This window comes from Streptococcus respiraculi, assembly GCF_003595525.1.
In the GTDB taxonomy this organism is placed as follows: Bacteria; Bacillota; Bacilli; order Lactobacillales; family Streptococcaceae; genus Streptococcus; species Streptococcus respiraculi.
In genome coordinates this window covers 460,001-479,249 of sequence record NZ_CP022680.1, presented here as the reverse complement: position 1 = coordinate 479,249, position 19,249 = coordinate 460,001, and the positions used below count along the sequence as shown (strand labels likewise).

The 19,249-nt window shown below is 40.9% G+C and carries 16 protein-coding genes (1 of these 16 only partly in view); all 16 read right to left on the bottom strand.

The genetic code is table 11. The annotated features are described in order from the left end of the window. Window positions 1–46: 46 nt before the first annotated feature. On the bottom strand, window positions 47–598 hold the full coding sequence (gene purN / locus CHF41_RS02340; RefSeq protein WP_119875839.1) for a phosphoribosylglycinamide formyltransferase: 552 nt from the start codon (window positions 596–598) through the stop codon (window positions 47–49). Further along, window positions 595–1,614, bottom strand: a complete 1,020-nt coding sequence (purM, locus tag CHF41_RS02335; RefSeq protein ID WP_119875838.1) for a phosphoribosylformylglycinamidine cyclo-ligase — start codon at window positions 1,612–1,614, stop codon at window positions 595–597. Before purM ends, purN begins: the two co-directional genes overlap by 4 nt. A gap of 48 nt (window positions 1,615–1,662) precedes the next feature. Further along, window positions 1,663–3,102: an amidophosphoribosyltransferase gene (purF, locus tag CHF41_RS02330; protein WP_119875837.1), complete on the bottom strand. Its 1,440-nt coding sequence runs from the start codon at window positions 3,100–3,102 to the stop codon at window positions 1,663–1,665. A 9-nt stretch (window positions 3,103–3,111) separates the two neighbouring features. Beyond that, window positions 3,112–6,837, bottom strand: coding sequence for a phosphoribosylformylglycinamidine synthase (locus tag CHF41_RS02325; RefSeq protein ID WP_119875836.1), 3,726 nt, complete (start codon window positions 6,835–6,837; stop codon window positions 3,112–3,114). Window position 6,838: 1 nt separating this feature from the next. After that, window positions 6,839–7,546 (bottom strand): phosphoribosylaminoimidazolesuccinocarboxamide synthase, encoded by a 708-nt coding sequence (gene purC / locus CHF41_RS02320; RefSeq protein ID WP_119875835.1) that lies wholly within the window; start codon window positions 7,544–7,546, stop codon window positions 6,839–6,841. A 158-nt stretch (window positions 7,547–7,704) separates the two neighbouring features. Continuing rightward, window positions 7,705–7,944, bottom strand: coding sequence for a phosphopantetheine-binding protein (locus CHF41_RS02315; protein ID WP_119875834.1), 240 nt, complete (start codon window positions 7,942–7,944; stop codon window positions 7,705–7,707). Then, on the bottom strand, window positions 7,937–8,944 hold the full coding sequence (gene plsX / locus CHF41_RS02310; RefSeq protein ID WP_119875833.1) for a phosphate acyltransferase PlsX: 1,008 nt from the start codon (window positions 8,942–8,944) through the stop codon (window positions 7,937–7,939). The genes CHF41_RS02315 and plsX overlap by 8 nt, the downstream gene beginning before the upstream one ends. Beyond that, a complete protein-coding gene (gene recO, locus CHF41_RS02305) occupies window positions 8,941–9,720 on the bottom strand; it encodes a DNA repair protein RecO (RefSeq protein WP_119875832.1) in 780 nt (259 codons plus the stop codon). The genes plsX and recO overlap by 4 nt, the downstream gene beginning before the upstream one ends. After that, window positions 9,707–10,885, bottom strand: a complete 1,179-nt coding sequence (locus CHF41_RS02300; RefSeq protein ID WP_119875831.1) for a pyridoxal phosphate-dependent aminotransferase — start codon at window positions 10,883–10,885, stop codon at window positions 9,707–9,709. The genes recO and CHF41_RS02300 overlap by 14 nt, the downstream gene beginning before the upstream one ends. A gap of 132 nt (window positions 10,886–11,017) precedes the next feature. Further along, the gene (locus tag CHF41_RS02295; RefSeq protein ID WP_119875830.1) at window positions 11,018–11,986 is read right to left on the bottom strand and encodes a ribose-phosphate diphosphokinase; all 969 of its coding nucleotides are present in this window, start codon (window positions 11,984–11,986) and stop codon (window positions 11,018–11,020) included. Window positions 11,987–12,330: 344 nt separating this feature from the next. Then, window positions 12,331–13,017, bottom strand: a complete 687-nt coding sequence (locus CHF41_RS02290; protein ID WP_119875829.1) for an aspartate/glutamate racemase family protein — start codon at window positions 13,015–13,017, stop codon at window positions 12,331–12,333. Next, on the bottom strand, window positions 13,017–14,207 hold the full coding sequence (locus CHF41_RS02285) for a carboxylate--amine ligase (protein ID WP_119875828.1): 1,191 nt from the start codon (window positions 14,205–14,207) through the stop codon (window positions 13,017–13,019). The genes CHF41_RS02290 and CHF41_RS02285 overlap by 1 nt, the downstream gene beginning before the upstream one ends. Window positions 14,208–14,445: 238 nt before the next feature. Continuing rightward, window positions 14,446–16,269 carry an asparagine synthase (glutamine-hydrolyzing) gene (gene asnB, locus CHF41_RS02280; RefSeq protein WP_119875827.1) on the bottom strand — a complete coding sequence of 608 codons (1,824 nt, stop codon included), beginning with the start codon at window positions 16,267–16,269 and terminating at the stop codon, window positions 14,446–14,448. Window positions 16,270–16,702: 433 nt separating this feature from the next. Next, window positions 16,703–17,887, bottom strand: a complete 1,185-nt coding sequence (gene pcsB, locus CHF41_RS02275; protein WP_119875826.1) for a peptidoglycan hydrolase PcsB — start codon at window positions 17,885–17,887, stop codon at window positions 16,703–16,705. Between the two features lie 84 nt (window positions 17,888–17,971). Continuing rightward, window positions 17,972–18,484 carry a rod shape-determining protein MreD gene (gene mreD, locus CHF41_RS02270; RefSeq protein WP_119875825.1) on the bottom strand — a complete coding sequence of 171 codons (513 nt, stop codon included), beginning with the start codon at window positions 18,482–18,484 and terminating at the stop codon, window positions 17,972–17,974. Beyond that, window positions 18,481–19,249, bottom strand: partial view of a rod shape-determining protein MreC gene (gene mreC / locus CHF41_RS02265; RefSeq protein ID WP_119875824.1) — the 3' portion only. 62 nt of this gene lie beyond the right edge of the window; 769 of the gene's 831 nt are visible here — the last part of the coding sequence; its start codon lies off the right edge, out of view — the gene reads right to left on this strand; the stop codon is at window positions 18,481–18,483. The genes mreD and mreC overlap by 4 nt, the downstream gene beginning before the upstream one ends.

The window sequence follows — 19,249 nt, the reverse complement described above, 5'->3', positions numbered from 1 at the left end:
TCCTTATTTTCTTCTTTATCAATCGTTCGCAAGGTTTTACATTCAATTATTCATAACGAGATAGCAACTCCCGAATCACCTCTGGATAGAGTTGATATTCCATCGCATGAATACGCTCTTCAAAACTCTCACGGGTATCATCTGCAAAAATCGGCACCCGCGCTTGTCTGATAATCTGACCGCTATCAACACCTGAATCCACCCAATGGATGGTAACACCTGACTGGGTAACACCTGCATTCCAGGCATCTTCAATCCCATGTGCTCCTGGAAATTCGGGCAAATAGGCGGGATGAATGTTGATTATCCGCCCCTCATAGCGTGCAAGAAGGGTGTCTGCTACAATCTTCATATAACCTGCCAAGACCACAAGATCTACGCTATGCCGGTCTAACAGCTCCACAATCGCACCTTCATAGGCTGCCTTACTATCAAACTCCTTGAGTTCAAAGGCGTACGCCGTCACGCCAAGATTTTTTGCTCGCTCAAGAACATAGGCATTTCGGTGGTCGGAAAAGACAAATTCAACAGGAAACTGCTCAGCAATCACTTGAAAATTGGACCCATTTCCGGAAGCAAAAACGGCTATTTTTTTCATTTGAATACCACACTTTGGTCTGTTTTTTCAATGATCCGTCCGATTTCATAGACTTCTTCGTCTACTAACTCCTTGATACGTTCCACATCTTCTGCTGCTACTGCAAATACCATTCCAAGCCCCATATTGAAAATTTCAAACATTTCTTCATGAGGAATCTCCCCGTATTTCTCTAGGGCTTTGAAAATCGGTAAAACCGGTACCTGACTTTCTTCAATCTCAGCAGCCAACTCTTCACCAAACATCCGTGGAATATTTTCAATAAAGCCACCGCCTGTAATATGGGCAATCCCATGTACCAAACCTGCCTTGATAAGGGGAAGAAGAGTCTTGACATAGATTCGTGTTGGTTCAAGCAAGACTTCCTTGAGGGACTTGCCGCCTAATTCAGGTAGAACTTCATCCCCTGTATAGTTAGCAAAGACACGGCGAACAAGAGAGTAGCCATTAGAATGAATACCACTGGAAGCAAGACCCAACAGAACATCACCTGCCACGACCTTAGAGCCGTCAATAATCTGGGATTTTTCTGCAATACCAACGGCAAAACCAGCTAAATCATAATCATCTTCACCATACATTCCAGGCATTTCAGCTGTTTCTCCACCAATCAGAGCTGCTCCTGCTGCGCAGCAACCATCTGCAACCCCTTTGACCACCTGCTCTAGCTTTTCAGGAATATTTTTTCCAGTTGCAATGTAATCAAGGAAGTAGAGGGGCTCTGCACCTGCTGCAACAATATCATTGACACACATGGCCACACAATCCTGCCCAATGGTATCGTGCTTATCATACTGAATGGCCAACATCAGCTTAGTCCCGACTCCGTCTGTCCCAGAAATCAAGACAGGTTCTTTGACCGAGAGTTTACTCAAATCAAACATCCCTCCAAAACCACCAAGAGCCCCCATAACACCCAAGCGTTCCGTCTTTTTGACATGTTTTTTGATGCGTTCTACCACTTCATAGCCTGCTTCCACATCGACACCTGACGCTGCGTATGAATTTTTTGACATCCTTTTCTCCTTTTTTATAAACAAATACAGCAACTAAACGACTAAAATTTAGTAGAAACTTGTTTTTTCTGCTAGACTTTCCAAATACCGCTTTTCATAATCATAGAGTGGGGTTGGATAAGCTCCGTCAAAATAGGCGACACATAGTCCGCCATTTGGGGCATCTGTCTCCATACTAACTCCCTCAATCAAGCCTTCCAAAGAAAGAAAGGTTAGACTATCTGCCCCAATAATCTCGCAAATCTCCTCATTGCTATGATTGGCTGCAATCAGTTCGCTCCGATTTTGAATATCAATTCCGAAAAAGCAAGGATATTTCAAAGGGGGACTGGCAATAGCCACATGGACTTCTGCTGCTCCTGCGTCTCGTAAGAGTTGGACAATACGGCGACTAGTCGTCCCTCGGACAATCGAGTCATCTACCATAACCACGCGCTTGCCCTTGACAATACTTGAAACAGCAGACAGCTTCATCCGAACCCCCTGTTCGCGCAATTCTTGCGTTGGCTGAATAAAGGTGCGCTGGGTATATTGATTTTTAATCAAGCCCATTTCGTAAGGCAGACCGGATTCTTCTGCGTAGCCACTAGCTGCGGACAGGGACGAATTGGGCACTCCTACCACGATATCTGCTTCAATCTTTGCTTCTTGCGCCAAACGACGTCCCATTTTTTTGCGTGCCGCATGGACATTGACCCCGTTAATCACACTATCTGGTCGTGCGAAATAGACATATTCCATAGAACAAATCGCAAGCTGGGTATCCTCTGTATAGCGGTCATGCTGCAGACCTTCATCATCAATAATGACGAGCTCACCAGGTTTGACATCTTCAATCCACTCAGCACCGACCACTTCAAAGGCGCAGGTCTCACTTGACACTACCCAGGCACCATTTTTCATGCGCCCAATGGACAAGGGACGAAATCCATTTGGATCAAGCGCCGCAATCAGCTTGTCTTCCGCCATAATCAGATAGGCAAATCCACCCTTGACCTGGTTGAGTGCCTCCTTGATTTTATCAAGCAAGGATTCTTTTTTACTACGGCGAATCAAGTGCATGAGAATTTCAGTATCAGAGGAGCTGGCAAAAATCGCCCCCTGCACCTCCAATTCCCTCTTTAACGTTTGGGTATTGGTCAAATTTCCATTATGGGCTAGCCCCAGCTGCATATCAAAAAAGTCAAATAAGAAAGGTTGGACATTGTTGATTGAAGCTCCGCCTGCCGTTGCATAGCGGACATGCCCAATCGCTGCTTGACCTCTCAGACTTTCCAATTCTTCGGGCCGTCTAAACACTTCAGAAACTAAGCCCAAACCTCGATGACGACGCAGAGTCCCTGCTTCATTTGCTAGAATTCCAGCCCCCTCCTGCCCCCGGTGCTGCAAGCTATGCAGCCCAAAATAGGTCACTTGACTGGCCTGCGGATGCCCCCAGATACCAAACAATCCACATTCTTCATTGAGAGATTTTACTTCGTATGTCATGTTTTCCTCTTAATCTTGTGTAAAATACCGAACGGCACTTTCAAACAACTGCTGGTCTTTTTCACCTGGAATATTCTTAAACAATCCTACCTCATAACGTTCAGAGTGCCCCATTTTCCCGATGATTTGTCCGTTCTTGCTGGTAATCCCTTCAATCGCATAGAAGGATCCATTTGGATTGTAGCGACTGTCCATACTTGGTTGCCCCTCCAAATCTACATATTGGCTAAAAATCTGCCCATTGTCACGAAGCTCTGCAAATTCTGCCTCGGTTACAACAAACTTGCCTTCGCCGTGCGATACAGGAATTGCATGAATGTCCCCCACTTCCACACCCGAAAGCCACGGTGAGTTGGTATTGGTAATGCGGGTTTCCACCATTTTCGCCACATGTTGGTTGGCATCGTTGTAAAAGAGGGTCGGACTAGTTTCACTGGACTCTTCAAAATTACCATAAGGAAGAAGACCTGATTTAACGAGGGCTTGGAAGCCATTACAGATACCGATGATGAGACCTCCACGCGCGATAAAGGCATCAATTGCTGTCTTGATTTTCTCGTTGAGTAGGATGTTGACGATAAATTTGGCTGAGCCGTCTGGCTCATCTGCTGCTGAAAATCCACCTGCAAAAAAGAGAATCTGCGCTTCATTGATTGAGCCAATCATCTTGTCAACAGACTGAGCAAGACTTGCTTCATCGAGGCTCACAAAGGGTTCTAAGCGTACCTTGGCACCTGCTTGTTCAAAGGCTTTAGCAGAATCATACTCGGAATTTGTCCCGGGAAAGACTGGAATATATACCAAGGGTTGTGCGACTTTTTCCTTGCTCTTTCGAACAGCATCTGTCACAACTGGTGCTACTTCTGCCATAAGGCTGTCCTGTTCAAAGACGGTCGGATAAATATCCTCGAAAGTCCTCTCAAAACTTGCTAACAAGTCAGAAATAGATAAGTCCACTCCATTGATGACAAGGCTTGCTTCATCTGTCGTCTGACCGATCGTAAGAACTCCTTCAATCTCATCTGGGCTGGTAAAGACAAATCCCCCTAGTTGCCCTTGTAAACTACTTTCAATCTGATCCAGCACCACGCTTGCTCCGATGTGATTTCCAAACGTCATCAACGCTAGAGCTTCTGCTACACCACCATACTTAACAGCAGCTGCAGCTGTAATGGCATTCTTTTCTTGGATTTCTGTAAATTGTGTGAAATTTTCTTTAATTTTTGCGAAATCAATTTCTGTAGAAATAGCAGGTCCTGGAATGTAATAGATGTATTCTCCAGTAGCCTTAAACTCTGGTGACAAGATGTGGTCAGCGGTTGAAGTTGTTACACCAAAAGCCACCAAGGTCGGAGGAACGGTCAATTCTTCAAAAGTTCCAGACATGGAATCCTTGCCCCCAATTGACGGTAAGCCCAGCTGAATCTGCGCTTCAATTGAACCAAGCAATGCTGCCACAGGTTTTCCAAACCGCTCTGCTTGTTTATCCATTCGTTCAAAGTATTCCTGATAGGAGAAGCGAGCCTTTTGCCAATTGCTACCTGTTGCCACCAATCGACTCGTTGCTTCAATCACAGCATAGGCTGCTCCGTGATACGGAGACCATGCTGCAATCAAGGGATTGTAGCCCTGCGCCATAACAGAGACTGTTTCGGTTACACCATGTTCGACCGGTAATTTCTGAACTGAGCTTTCTGTTGGTGTTAGCTGATAGCGACCTCCTAATGGATGATTGACGGTTGAACGTCCCACAGAACTGTCAAAAATCGTCTGTAAGCCTTTCTGGCTGGCATGGTTCAAGTCAGCAAGTAGCGCCTCTACATCTTCTTTTAAAGTTTCTTTTGAGGTTACTCGTTGTTCTGGTAGCGCCCATGGACTATCGGTTACTTTCACATCCACCACTACACGCACACCATTGGTATCAAGGAAAGAGCGCTCAATATCGACAATCTTCTGTCCTTTCCATGTCATGACAAGAGTTGGTTTTTCCGTCACAGTTGCCACAGGGACTGCTAAAATATTTTCCTTAGCAGCTAGGGCGATAAAGACCTCCACATCTTCTGGACGAACCACTACCGCCATGCGCTCCTGACTTTCTGAAATAGCAATCTCTGTTCCATTTAAGCCTTGGTACTTGAGCGGTACCTTGTCCAAATCAACTTCAAGCCCGTCTGCCAATTCACCAATCGCAACACAAACACCACCTGCTCCAAAGTCGTTGGACTTTTTAATCAAACGGGTCACTGCCTTATCACGAAAGAGCCGCTGGATTTTCCGTTCTTCAATGGCATTTCCTTTTTGCACTTCCGCACCAGCCGTTTCAACGGACTCCGCTGTCTGAACCTTGGACGAGCCTGTCGCTCCCCCCACACCGTCACGACCTGTTTTTCCACCAAGAAGAATGACCACATCTCCGGCTGCTGGCTTTTCACGAATGACATTTTCTTTTGGAGCTGCTCCGACAACTGCCCCTAACTCCATCCGTTTTGCCACAAAACCTGGGTGGAAATATTCTCGTACATAGGTCGTTGCAAGACCGATTTGGTTTCCATAAGAAGAATAACCGTGGGCAGCCGTTTTTGAGATGACCTGTTGCGGTAGTTTACCAGGACGGGTCTCGGACAAAGGCTGCGTAATATCGCCTGCCCCTGAAATGCGCATGGCTTGATATACATAAGAACGCCCCGATAGCGGATCACGAATAGCACCACCGATACAGGTCGCTGCACCACCAAATGGCTCAATTTCTGTCGGATGATTATGGGTTTCATTTTTAAACATCAAGAGCCATGGCTCTTTCACCCCATTCACATCTACTTCAATTTCCACCGAGCAGGCATTGATTTCATCTGATACTTCAAGGTCATCTAGACGCCCATTGCTCCGTTCATGCCGTCCAAAAATCGTTGCCATATCCATGAGTGTCTGCGGCTTGTCCGCACGACCCAACTTACTTCTCATAGCAAGATATTTCTCATAAGTCGCCTGCAATTGTGCTTGAAAGCGAGACTCTGAAAAGTCAATGCTACGCAATTCTGTCTCAAATGTCGTATGGCGACAATGGTCTGACCAGTAGGTATCCAAGACCTTCAACTCTGTTTCTGTCGGACAGCGACCAATCGAAGCAAAATAATCCTGAATAAAGAGCAAATCCTCCACTTCCATGGCAAGCCCTTGATCTTTTTTATACTGGGAAAAATCCACTTCTGTATACTCCTTGAAAAAATCAAGCACAGGAATCACTACATCAGAACTTGAAAAAGTAGGAACTTCTAAATCCTTTGTCACATCCTTGAAGCGTGAATCAACAGGATTGAGCAAATAAGCTTGGATCTTGGCAAAATCTGCATCGCTTACATCCGCATTCAAGAGATAAAGCTGAGCGCTTTTTACTGTTACGCTACTAGCTGCCCCTAAAAGAAAGAGAGCCTCCTGACTACTTGCTGCACGTTGGTCAAACTGACCAGGAAGTGCCTCAATGGCAAAGAAACGACTACTTGCAAGGCTCGTTGCTACCTCACTCTCCATTAGAAGGGTATCTGTAACCTTTTCTGAAAAAATCCGTTCCTCAGCTACCGCAAGCAAACTTTTATCCAAACCAAAAACGTCATAGACCTGTACCAACCGCAAGCTCGTAAGACTTGTAGTTCCCAAACGCTCCTGCAATTCACGCAGTAAGCTCTCTGCTTTTATCTGAAAACTCGCTTTTTTCTCGACAAAAATTCGTTTGTTCATCTTAATCCAACTCCTGTAACTTTTCCCACACGATTTGATAAACATCTGTCATCTCTCCAAGACCACGGCGAAAGACATCCTTGTCCATATGATTGCCATCCGCATCCCAGAGCCTGCAATTATCTGGTGAAAATTCATCCGCCAGAATAATTCTACCGTCCTTATCCTTGCCAAATTCCAACTTAAAATCAATCAAGGTCAAGCCGATTTCAGCAAACCAAGCCCTTAACAAGCGGTTGATTTTTCTCGTTTCTTCTTTGATATAGGCGATTTCTTCACTCGAAGCAAGATCTAAAAAGGCAATATGCTCATCGTTGATAAAAGGGTCATCTAGCTCATCTTTCTTGTAATAAAATTCTACAATTGGCTCTACCAACTTGAGCCCTTCTGCCACACCAAAGCGCTTTGAAAATGAGCCCGCTGTATAATTTCGCAATACTACTTCTAGCGGGATAATCTCCACTTTTTTATTCAGTTGCTCCGTATCTGACAACTGTTCGACAAAGTGGGTTGCAATCCCTGCCCGATTTAACTTTTCAAAAATCAAAGACGAAATCTGATTATTTAGTCGCCCCTTGCCAAGTACTTCCTCCTTTTTCAGACCATTAAAGGCTGTCGCCTGATCCTTATAGCAGGAGATAATCAGCTCATCATCTTCTGTTGCGTAAATATCCTTGGCTTTCCCCGAATATAATAATGATTGTTTCATAGCATTGTTCGCCTTTTCTTTTACATTTTTAGTGTTTTGCTATATTCTAGCACATAACATTCGTCAATTCAAGAAAATATAAGTAAACACTCCTAAGAAATCATAAAACGCTCGTCAAAAGACGAACGTTTTTTCATATTTATAAAGAAATAATCACATTAGGCTAAGCACTTCTCGATATATTCAACAATATCTGCCAGCGTCTCAAATCCTTCAATCGCTTCATCTGGAATTGTAATCTGAAACTCATCTTCCAAGGTCAACACAAGCTCCATCACTTCAACAGAATCCTCTGCCAGTTCTTTCTGAACAACCAAGTCTGGACTAAGTTCCAAATCCGCTCCTTTTTCCTCGATGAGTATCTCCTCAAGTCGCTGATAAATTTCTTCCTTAGTCACGAGACTCCTCCTCATCTGAAAAACGCTCGACTGATTTCTGGACAATATCCGCTTCTAACATGGTCCGAATCTGACGAATCGTATGATAGATTGCTACCGCATCGCTTGACCCATGCGCCTTAATAACAGGAGCTTTCAAGCCTAGCAACACTGCACCACCTGCCTTTTTATAATCAAGCGCGCCAAGAGCAGATTTCAAGGCTGGTTTTAAGAGAAGACCCCCAATTTTAGCCAGTAAGCCACCATTTTTGATCGCTGAGGTTAATTGACTAAGAATGCTTTTAGCTGTTCCTTCAATGGTTTTAAGCACAGCGTTTCCCGTGAAACCATCTGTCACCACCACATCTGCAACCCCATTTAAGAGCTCACGCGCCTCAACATTGCCGATAAAATGGATAGAGGTATCCTGAGCAAGCAAGTCATAGGCTTCCTTATGAACAGGTGTTCCTTTTGATTCTTCTGTTCCATTATTCAACAAAGCTACACGTGGACGGTCAATTCCGCGCACATACTGGGCATAAAAGGATCCTAAAATCGCATATTGATGCAAATGATGAGCCGTATTTTCTGCATTAGCTCCCAAGTCCATCATATCAAAGCCTTTTCCGTCCATGGTCGGCAAGGTTGAGAGCAACCCCGGGCGATCAATCTGCTTCAAACGCCCAACAACAAATACACCCGCTGCAAGAAGCGCACCAGTATTTCCAGCAGATAAGACTGCATCAGCCTCCCCAGTTTTCACTGCCTTTGTCGCAAGCATCAAAGAGGAATTTTTCTTGCGCCGAATCGCCTTTACAGGCTCGTCATTGGACTCAATCTTCTCCTCGGTATGAATAATGGATACTCGGTCCATACTCGTCAAGAGTGGCTTAATCTTTTCCTCATCTCCATACAACTGAATTTCAATATCAGAAAAAGCAGCTAAGGCTTGATTAACACCTTCGATAATAGCTTGTGGAGCATGATCTCCCCCCATTGCATCAACAGCAATCCGTTTCATTTTGATTCCTCGTTTTCTGTTTGTTTCAGTAACTGTCCCCAAGAAGACAGCTCATCAATAAATTTCTTTGATTTTAGATGAATCCCGACATACTCATCGTAGATTTGATCTATAAAAAGGCGCAATTTTCGTTTCATCTCATCCTTGACCGAAATCCGCTCCAATTCTTCAAAAGAAATTGCCTGGAATTGGTCAATCAGATACAGCACATTAGGATCAAGGTGCAAGCGCCTGTCGTCTTCATGATAGTGTTGCGGACACAGCACTCCCGAATACTGATAGGAATAGTCAAACGGCAAGCCCACACTATGACAAAAAACACATTCATGCACATTCAGCGACACCCCAAATCGCCCCAATAACTGGACTTCAAAGATATTGGTCAAAATCTCATAATCAAGCCCCGACTCCATTAGCTCCAAGGTCTTGACCAAGAAGGAAAAAAGAGCCGCATCATGAATCGTATCATGCACGCAAGCATCTGCTAGGGCAAGTACGTAAGTCGCATAACTCAAACGAAAAATATCCTGATTCAGTTTGCGAAAGGGTTGAACCTGATGAAAATCCTCGATATAACTTAGACCATCCTCATTGATTTTGACGATAAAATCCGCATAAGTCAAGGGCTGAATCGCAGCTGTTAACTTGGACTTAGCTACATGTTTCACGAAAAACATTCGTTTTCCAGCCTGCTCAGTAAAAATTTTAACCAATTTATCTGCTTCACGAAAGTCCCGATTATAAAGAACAATTCCGCTAGTTTCAATCCGTTCCATATTCCGCCATAAATTCTTTCAATCGCACCATTGCCTGCTCAATCGTCTCCATACTAGCCGCATAGGAAATCCGAATATAGCCCTCTCCATACTGACCAAAGGCCGCACCAGGAATAAAGGCAACCGCTTTTTTACGAGCAAATTCCTGTAAAAAACTAAAAGAATCCTGAGGGTACTCATCTGGAATTTTCGCAAAGATATAGAAAGCTCCGTCTGGCTTGATGATTTTAAAGCCAAGCTCCGTCATCTTCTCAATCAGATAATCCCTGCGCTTGACATATTCGTGACGCATCGGAAGCGCATCATCTTTTCCATTTTTTAAGGCCTCTAAGCCACCATATTGCATAGCTGTTGCTGCTGCTGTCACCAAGTATTGGTGACTTTTAATCACCTGTGCAACAATCTCCGCACACGACATAATGAATCCAATCCGCCAGCCAGTCATGGCATGCGATTTAGACAAGCCTTGAATCAAAATCGTCTGCTCAGGCAAGAATTCTGCAATCGAGACATGAGGCTCTCCTGTATAGGTTAATTCTGCATAAATTTCATCTGACAAGACAAAGATGGGGTATTTCTTCAAGAGCTCTGCAAAAGCCTGAATTTGCTCCCGAGAATAGGTTACACCTGTCGGATTTGCAGGATAATTGAGAATAACTGCCTTGAGTTTTTCTCCTTGCTCAATAATGGCCTGTTCTAGCATTTCAGGTGTTAAGACAAAATCATTTGCTGTCGTATCAATTTCGACAATATCTGCCCCTACCATATTGATAATCGGCTCATAACCAGGATAAGCAGGTGCTGGCAACAAGACCGTATCGCCCGGCTCCAAAATCGCCATTAAACTAGCAGACAAGGCCTCGGTTGCACCGATTGTAACCAGGATTTCATTTATAGGATTGTAGGACAGATTGTATTTTTCTGCTACAAATTCTGCTGCTGCCTGTCGTAACTCCAATAGCCCAGCCATCCCTGTGTAATGACTTTGGTTAGCATCAATCGCATCCTTTGCAGCTTCCTTAACATGATCAGGTGTTGTAAAATCAGGCTCTCCTAGCGTTAGTTTTAAAATACCAGGAATATCTGAAATGGCTTGATCAAACTGACGAATCATTGAGACTTCAATCCGATTCAAATTCTGATTAAAACGATGACGTAAATCCATACACTACCTCTCTCTCTCCAGTACTATATCATTCATTTTTTGATTATACATCACATTATACCACTATTTTTATCTGAGACAAAATCTACTACATGAATAAAAGGCTGAAACCTAGGTTCCAACCTTCCCTTATTATTTATCCTTCACTGTTTCAAACAAGGGTGACAATGGACGTTTTTCATGAATCCGAATGATAGCCTCCGCCAACAAATCCGCTGTCGAAATCCGTTCAATCTTATCAATCAAACGCTCCTCAGGAATTTCAATCGTATCAAGCACCACCAATTTCTTAATCGCAGAGTTTTGAATATTTTCCATAGCAGGTCCAGACAAGACGGGGTGGGTACATGAAGCATAAACCTCAACCGCACCAGCTTCTGCCAAGGCATCAGCCGCATGGCAAATCGTTCCTGCTGTATCAATCATATCATCAATTAAGATACAAGTCTTACCTTCGATATTTCCGATAATGTTCATCACTTCTGATGTATTCATCTTGTCAACACTACGACGCTTGTCGATAATCGCAATCGGTGTCTTCAAGAACTGTGCCAACTTCCGCGCCCGCGTTACACCACCGTGGTCAGGAGATACCACCACATATCCTTCCCCAACCATACCACGACGCTCGAAGTAATCCGCAATCAACGGCGCACCCATCAAGTGATCCACTGGAATATCAAAGAAACCTTGAATCTGCGCAGCGTGCAAATCAATCGTCAACAATCGATCAACACCCGCAATTTCTAACATATTAGCAACCAATTTAGAAGTAATTGGCTCCCGCGCACGTGCTTTACGATCCTGACGTGCATAACCATAATAAGGAATAACGACATTTACTGACTCTGCAGATGCCCGTTTCAAAGCATCTACCATAATCAAAATCTCCATTAAATGATCATTTACTGGAGAACTAGTTGATTGAAGAATATATACATGTCTCCCGCGAATAGACTCTTCAATATTCACCTGAATTTCACCGTCTGAAAATTGACGAACGGTAGACTTCCCTAAAGAAATCCCCATTTTCTCTGCAACCTTAGCCGCTAACTTTTGATTCGAGCTAAGGGCAAACAACTTTATGTCAGAAAACGCCATGACAGCCTCCTATTTATTTCTATCTTACTATTTTAACCCTTTTTAAGACAATTTTCAATCAAAAATAGGGAGTGAAACAGAAATCGGTAACTCGTAAGAGTTCGATTTCATTGTCGCACCCCCGCAAGGTTGACTAGGTTTGTAGAATATTGATGTATCAATGTTTTACAAACCAGACAACTACTGCATCAAACTGTTAAACTATAAAATGTAAGGAGATGTAGGACTTTTTCCTATCCCCTACAACATTTTTTGAATCAAAACGTTGCATTGAATATATCGCAAATATACTACAGCCACTTTTCAGCTCATTTGCATTCTATCATAAGAATAACTATATAGAACTATAACGTTTTTAACCGTTTTCCACTCCTAGTAATGCTCTTTTCAACCAACACATCCATAGCATCAATAGTGTTAATCTCTTTATCAATTGATAGCAGACTTAATTCTGTACAAGCAATAATTCCTACGACATCATCTGTACAATAGCGATTTAAAATTTCTTCAAATTGATTGGTTTCTAAATTATTTGTCGCTTTGATTCCATAAATGATATCTGCCACTTTATACATATCTTCTGACGAAAGGGATTGTACCTGTATGCCATGTTTAGTAGCATATTTATCATAGACTTTAGAAGTCACAGTTCCAACTGTTCCAAAAACGACAATCGTACTATTGCCTCTTTTTTTCACTTCTAAAACCGTTTCTTCAATCATATTAATGATCCGCAAATCAGTAAATTGGCTAAATTCTTCAAAATAATAATGACTAGTATTACAAGGGATAGCCACTGTATCCACTCCTAATTGTTCCAGCCTTTCAAAATCTCCCTTGATTGACTTTAGGAAGTCCTCGCCTCGTTCTTCTATAATGCATGTAGTTCGATCAGGCATAGTAGCATGATTTAAGACGACCAAATCAATATGATCGCTATCTTTCTTCGCTTCTGTCTGTAACACTATTTTTTCATAAAATCTTACAGTCGCTAAGGGGCCCATGCCTCCTATAATCCCTAATTTATACATTATTTCCTCCTGAACATTTTATTGACCACTTTTCCAAGTAACTTTTGATTAAAGAAAAGCCATGGTCTGATGTCTGATAGTGAAAAGATGGCTGGAGCCCATTTTTTAGAAAAAGAAATTTTTAAGGATTTCAGAAGTCCCACTTGACCTGTCTTCCAGTAATGCCAAATAGCAACCATATCCTCAAATCCATAAATAAAGGCATAATTAGTATTATGGTCAATATATTTGTAATCTGATTCCTTCAGCTGCCCAGTCAAATCAAGATAGGCAATATAAGGCATGTTGAGGCCAACCTTATAAATCATATGATTAAAGTTAGTTGTCCGAGCATTGATTTCAATGAGATAAATTTCTCCAGTTTTGTCATGCTGTTTAAATTCAATTTCTCCAAATCCTCTATACCCAATCGCTTCCAAAAATGGTTTAGAAATATCTACCAATTTCTGATTATATTTTTGAATTGTAAAAACAGAAGCACCAAAGTTAATCGGCCACTGACGCTGTTTTTGAGCTGTCATGTAGTGGCTTGTCTTTCCAGTTCGATCAATATGAAAATCGTAAGTTAACATGCAATCATCAAATCCTGGGATGATTTCTTGTACAAAGATATCTATATCATTCTCTTTTGCTTTCTGAATACCAATCTTCAATTCATCTTCATTGTGACAAATAAATACCTTATTTCTGAAGATTTTTGTAAATACGACTGTATCAAAGGGCTTAATAATACAAGGAAAACCAAGTTCGTTCACAACTCTTTCGAATAACTGCTCATCTTGTGAATGGATAGTAGCAGGAACTCTCACTCCATGCTGTTGAGCAATATCATGCAACACCCATTTATCCAATAGCTGACTATTGAGGCCTTTGGCTTGGCTGATTAAATAATACTCTTCTAGTTCATCATAATAGCGATCAATAAACTCAACATATTTATCGTGAGAAGGCAACAATACCGGTTTTTCAGCTTGTTTTTTGCCATACTCAATCAAATCTGATAAGGTTTGTTGCTCATTTTTATTGAAATTCGCCACTTGTAAAAATTCGCGGATATATGTTGACTTTGCACCGTAGGAATCTTTAAAATCATAATCACATGCTACAACATCGATTCCTTCTCTTCCCAAGCATCTTATAATACTTAAACCGATATAATAATTACACCCTAAAACAACCGCTTTATTCATACCTATCATTCATTCCTTACATGTTTATCAAAACACCCCTTTCTTCCAAACACAAGTAACTGACTAAGAGCACGTAAATTCTCCTTCAATAAACGGCTCACTTGTGTACGGAAAGGGGAGTTAGGAATAGAGATTCTCTCATTCTTGCAGGACGGAGTCCCTTATCTTAAAAATCTTAGCTTTTCAACTACTTAAAATTTAGGAAATGAAATCATCTTATTCACTTTCAAATTTCTTCCTAATTAAAATACTGTTCATACCACTTTAGAAATGCATAAATAGTATACACCTTACGACCATTATTCTCTACATTATTGTAATGATCATCCAATAGACCATTAATTTGTTTAACATCAAAGAACTCACCAACAAAGTCCTTGTTGAAGGTCTCCTTAACAATATTATAGTATCTTTCTTCCTTAATCCAATTGACAAACGGTACAACAAAACCAAGTTTTCTTCTCTTAGCCCAGCTTTCTGGTAATTTATTTTTAGCCGCTCTTCGGAATGCATACTTAGTAGTTGTTCCATTAACCTTGTGTTTGACTGGAATAGTTCGAGCTAATTCCCACATTTTTTTATCGAGTAGGGGGACTCTCAATTCAATCGAATTTGCCATTGTCATTTTATCGGCTTTCAATAAAATATCGTCAACAATCCACATATTCATGTCCAGATATAGTTTTTTCGAAACATCATCCATATCTTTCACTTCATCATAATATTTTTTCGTTAAATCACTTGATTTTACAGAATTTTTATATTTCCCTTGTAAAAGGGTATTTGCTTGGTCGTCAGACATGATTTCAGCCTGCCCAATATATCTATCTTCAACCTTTTGACCATATTTTGTGATGATAGATTTACCACGAAAATGTGGTTTGTCTTTTAACTTTCTGTACAACAACTGTCTTAACGAGAATGGAAGAAGTTTATAGACTTTTTGTGGTAAGGCTTCTTCATACTCATTATAACCGGCAAACAATTCATCAGCACCTTCACCTGATAGAACCACTTTCACCTGTTTCGAAGCTAATTTAGATAGGAAATAAAGCGGAACAGCTGAAAGATTCGCATGAGGTTCATCTGAAAAGTACTGCACTTTTTCGATACCTTCAAAAAACTCATCTGGACTGATAATCTTAGAATAGTTTTGAATGCCGAGAGTATCTGATAACTCTTTCGCATACATGGTTTCATCAAATCCTTCGTTGTCAAAACCAACAGAGAAGGTTTTATTCGGAAGCGCAGTCGCCACTACATAACTAGAGTCAACACCACCAGATAAGAAAGAACCAACCTCTACATCACTAATTTTATGGTATTCGACTGATTGCTCAACTTCCTTTTCAATCTTTGAAACTGTTTCGTCAAACGTAAGATCTTCATAGTCTAAACTAATGGTATAGTATCTATTGATATCCAGTTTCCCATTTTGATAAGTATAGTAGTGGCCTGGACGAAGTTTTTTAACTCCTTTAAAGAAGGTCTCCTCCAAAGGATTATATTGGAACACTAAGTAATGTTTTAGAGCTTCTTCATTTATCTTCTTTTCAAAATTGGGAAAATGCAAGAAAGATTTAACTTCTGAACCAAAAATAAAATCTTCTCCTAAAACACTGTAATAATATGGCTTAATACCAAAATGATCCCGTGCACCAAACAACTTTTCTTGTTTGCTATCCCAGATAGTAAAGGCAAACATCCCTCTTAATCTGGATAAAATTCCTTCCTCACCATATTCTTCATACCCATGTAAGATTACTTCTGTATCTGTATGAGTTTTGAAGTGGTATCCTTTTTGGACTAAGTCTTCCCGAATCTCTTGATAGTTATAGATTTCACCATTAAAAATAATAGCAATATCATTTGATTCATTTAAAATAGGTTGTGAACCTTCGCTCAAGTCAATGATACTCAAGCGTCTAAAGCCAAAGTTAATTCCTTTATCAAAATAATAGCCATCACTATCTGGCCCTCTATGAGCAATTTGGTCACTCATTACTTTCACGACATTTTTATCCGTTATCGTGTTGCTATAGAATCCAACAAATCCGCACATACTTACTCCTTTGTATACAACTACTGATAAATCATTTCTCTAAAATAAATAAAATCCTGAAAAGACAATCCTTTTCTGGACAACACGAATACAGCGTCTTTCCTCAGACGGCATTTCTCGTACTTTACTGATGACTACTTCACTCGGTTCTAAATGAAGACTCCAGCATAAGTATCAGGATATATCATAGAATCAAGTCACCCGCTTATTATATAATTTTGACCTGTTTTTGTCAATTGAATCACTCCTATTAGAAGGCTTCCCATAAGCTCTATCGACGTTTTATAATAAAGAAAACGGACTCCCTTGTCAATTTTTTTAGATACAAAATACATCATCCAAATGAGAGAATCAATAGAATAAACTCATTCAGATGATGTTGTGTTATACATGATACTAAACTTTGTTAATCTTCTCCAAAGAGCTACTCTGATTAAGGATAGATATATCCAGTAACACCTGTTGGAACAAACCAACCACGGTAGTTTCCAATCCCTCTAGGATCCGCATTATAGCCATCTCCACCATAGTTTGCTTCCATAACTTGGATTTGATTTCCATTAACAGCAGTAACTACTGCTACGTGTCCCCAATAAGTATTGTTCCAAACTGCAACAGCCCCTACTTTAGGAGTCGAACCGATACTAAAACCAGCTGCTTGGGCACTATACAACCATTGTCCTGCATTCCCCCAATAATTTCCTACCCAAGGCGCAAGTGTTTTAACACCCCATGTACATTGACCCCATGGATAAGTATTATTTGAATCATATGTAATCTTTGGTTGCGGAGCACTTACTGAAGGTCCAGATGTATCCGATGATGGATTTGAAACCACATTAGATACAACTGGCTGTTGTGACTGTGATACTGCTGCTTGGGCTGCCGCCGCTTGTTGTGCTTGATAAGCTGCCTGGGCTGCTGCCGCTGCTTGAGCTGCTGCTTGGGCTGCCGCTTTTTCTTCAATCAAAGCTTGCTTTTCATCTTCTGCAGTTGCTTTTTCAGCAGCCAAGTTCAATTGAGCTACTTTCAATTCCGCTTGACGAGCCTCTAATACCTTTGCATCTTCATCAAGTTTACGAAGATTAGCTATAAGAGTATTGATTGCTTCTTGATTTGATTTTTGTTTTTCTTCAATTGCTTCTTTATCTGCTTTTTGTTGCCCAAGCATACGGTTGTTTGCTGCAACAATTTCACGCATAGCATTCACACGAGACAAAGCATCCACAATTGATTTAGAATCTAAAATGGTGTTGATATAGCTAGTTGCTGAACCGTCTGTTTGCGCGCTACGAGCCTGTTTTTTCAAAGCTTCATCGCGTGATACAATATCACCAGCTAATTTTTCAATTTCTGCACTAAGAGCTTGAGTTTCAGCCTCCAAACGCTCATTTTCAGCTGTCAAGCTAGTCTGTTCTGCGACAATAGAGTCAACTTGCGCCTGAACCGCATCAACCTGCGCTTGGGCGGTAGCTTGTTGGCTCGCAATTTCTTTAATTTTGTTATCTTGAGCTGCAATCTTGCTATCTGTATCATCTGCTTTGACATCCAATACATTTCCAACAGTTGTTAAAGCGATGGTGCTCACTAGCAAACTTGCTAAGATTTTTTTCTTCATAGGTTCGTTAAACTCCTCTATTCTTTCTGACTATATCATTCTACCAAAAAAATCGCGTAAAAATATTACGCGATTATTACATTTTTATGTCTTATTCGTGATATAAAAGAACTTCTCTAATAGAGGCTGTAACACCAATAATAAAAGAGAATTGAAGACTAGGGTAGGAACCAAACTATAGACCACGAAGATAAACATAGACAAATTGGTCACTTCAAATAGACGAGCAGATAAGAACGCCCCAAACTCTACCACAAAGATGACAACCAATAAGATGATATGATTCGTCACTCGTTTAAATCTTAAACTCTGATAGAAATAATCAATCAGATAAACAGCTAACGGAAACAAGGTCACAAAGATTCCTAAGATATTCAAATAGTAAATATCATACAAGAAGCCTATAATCGTAAATATCACAACATTGTAAAAAGTAGGAATATAAAGAACGGAATACAACGCCATTATCAATAAAAAGTGACTCGATACAGTGATAATGCCAGGTGTCAAATTAATAAATAGTGTAGACAACTGCCCATCTATTACAAAAGCTAGCAACAATAGGAGGGGAATTAGACACTTCACGTAGTTTTTCATTTTCCATCTCCTATGACCAAAACGGAATAAATATTGGAAAAATTCGCAGTCGGCTCAACATATAACTCACGAATTAAGTCACTACTACTGGTCTTAACGGATCTGACTTTCCCAACTTGAATATTAGATGGCGTAGCCCCAGCTAAATCACTTGTAACAACATTGCTACCAACTGCAATTTCATCAGCGCTATTTAACTGACTAATGATAAAGCTATTGGTATCCGTATCGTATCCTATTAAAATACCATAAATATTGGTATTTCCTGCTGCAATCTTAACAGGAATTTTAGTCACTTTATCCGAATTAGACAGCAACTTGACATCGGTCACATCATCATAAAGATGCTCAATTGTCCCAACCAAACCACCATTTGACACCACTAGCATTTCCTCGGTCAGACCATCTTTTTTCCCTAAATCAATTGTCAACTGTGTATTCCAAGAAACCGGTGTCCGCACAGATACCAATCCGACAAGAACATGCTTATCGGCATACCGATCTGTCATCTCAAGAGTTTCTCTTAAGCTAGCATTTTCTTTTTTGAGTGTATCAAGCTCTGCAACCTGACCTTCTAATGATGTTAAAGATGCTTTTAATTCCTTATTTTCATCATAGGTTTCGATTAATTCTGTCATCACATCCCGTTGCTCTGAAAAAAAACGAATAGGCTTGGAGAAGAATTGGTTCACATAGGATAAAGAAGTGTGAACTCCATTTGAAAGATAAGGAATATCCAATCGCTTATTGACTGTCAAGAACAAT

Bases quoted from the DNA above. Each gene is read 5' to 3' on its own strand.
- purN (WP_119875839.1), bottom strand. From the start codon at position 598: ATGAAAAAAATAGCCGTTTTTGCTTCCGGAAATGGGTCCAATTTTCAA.
- purM (WP_119875838.1), bottom strand. From the start codon at position 1,614: ATGTCAAAAAATTCATACGCAGCGTCAGGTGTCGATGTGGAAGCAGGC.
- purF (WP_119875837.1), bottom strand. From the start codon at position 3,102: ATGACATACGAAGTAAAATCTCTCAATGAAGAATGTGGATTGTTTGGT.
- CHF41_RS02325 (WP_119875836.1), bottom strand. From the start codon at position 6,837: ATGAACAAACGAATTTTTGTCGAGAAAAAAGCGAGTTTTCAGATAAAA.
- purC (WP_119875835.1), bottom strand. From the start codon at position 7,546: ATGAAACAATCATTATTATATTCGGGGAAAGCCAAGGATATTTACGCA.
- plsX (WP_119875833.1), bottom strand. From the start codon at position 8,944: ATGAAACGGATTGCTGTTGATGCAATGGGGGGAGATCATGCTCCACAA.
- recO (WP_119875832.1), bottom strand. From the start codon at position 9,720: ATGGAACGGATTGAAACTAGCGGAATTGTTCTTTATAATCGGGACTTT.
- CHF41_RS02300 (WP_119875831.1), bottom strand. From the start codon at position 10,885: ATGGATTTACGTCATCGTTTTAATCAGAATTTGAATCGGATTGAAGTC.
- CHF41_RS02295 (WP_119875830.1), bottom strand. From the start codon at position 11,986: ATGGCGTTTTCTGACATAAAGTTGTTTGCCCTTAGCTCGAATCAAAAG.
- CHF41_RS02290 (WP_119875829.1), bottom strand. From the start codon at position 13,017: ATGTATAAATTAGGGATTATAGGAGGCATGGGCCCCTTAGCGACTGTA.
- CHF41_RS02285 (WP_119875828.1), bottom strand. From the start codon at position 14,207: ATGAATAAAGCGGTTGTTTTAGGGTGTAATTATTATATCGGTTTAAGT.
- asnB (WP_119875827.1), bottom strand. From the start codon at position 16,269: ATGTGCGGATTTGTTGGATTCTATAGCAACACGATAACGGATAAAAAT.
- pcsB (WP_119875826.1), bottom strand. From the start codon at position 17,887: ATGAAGAAAAAAATCTTAGCAAGTTTGCTAGTGAGCACCATCGCTTTA.
- mreD (WP_119875825.1), bottom strand. From the start codon at position 18,484: ATGAAAAACTACGTGAAGTGTCTAATTCCCCTCCTATTGTTGCTAGCT.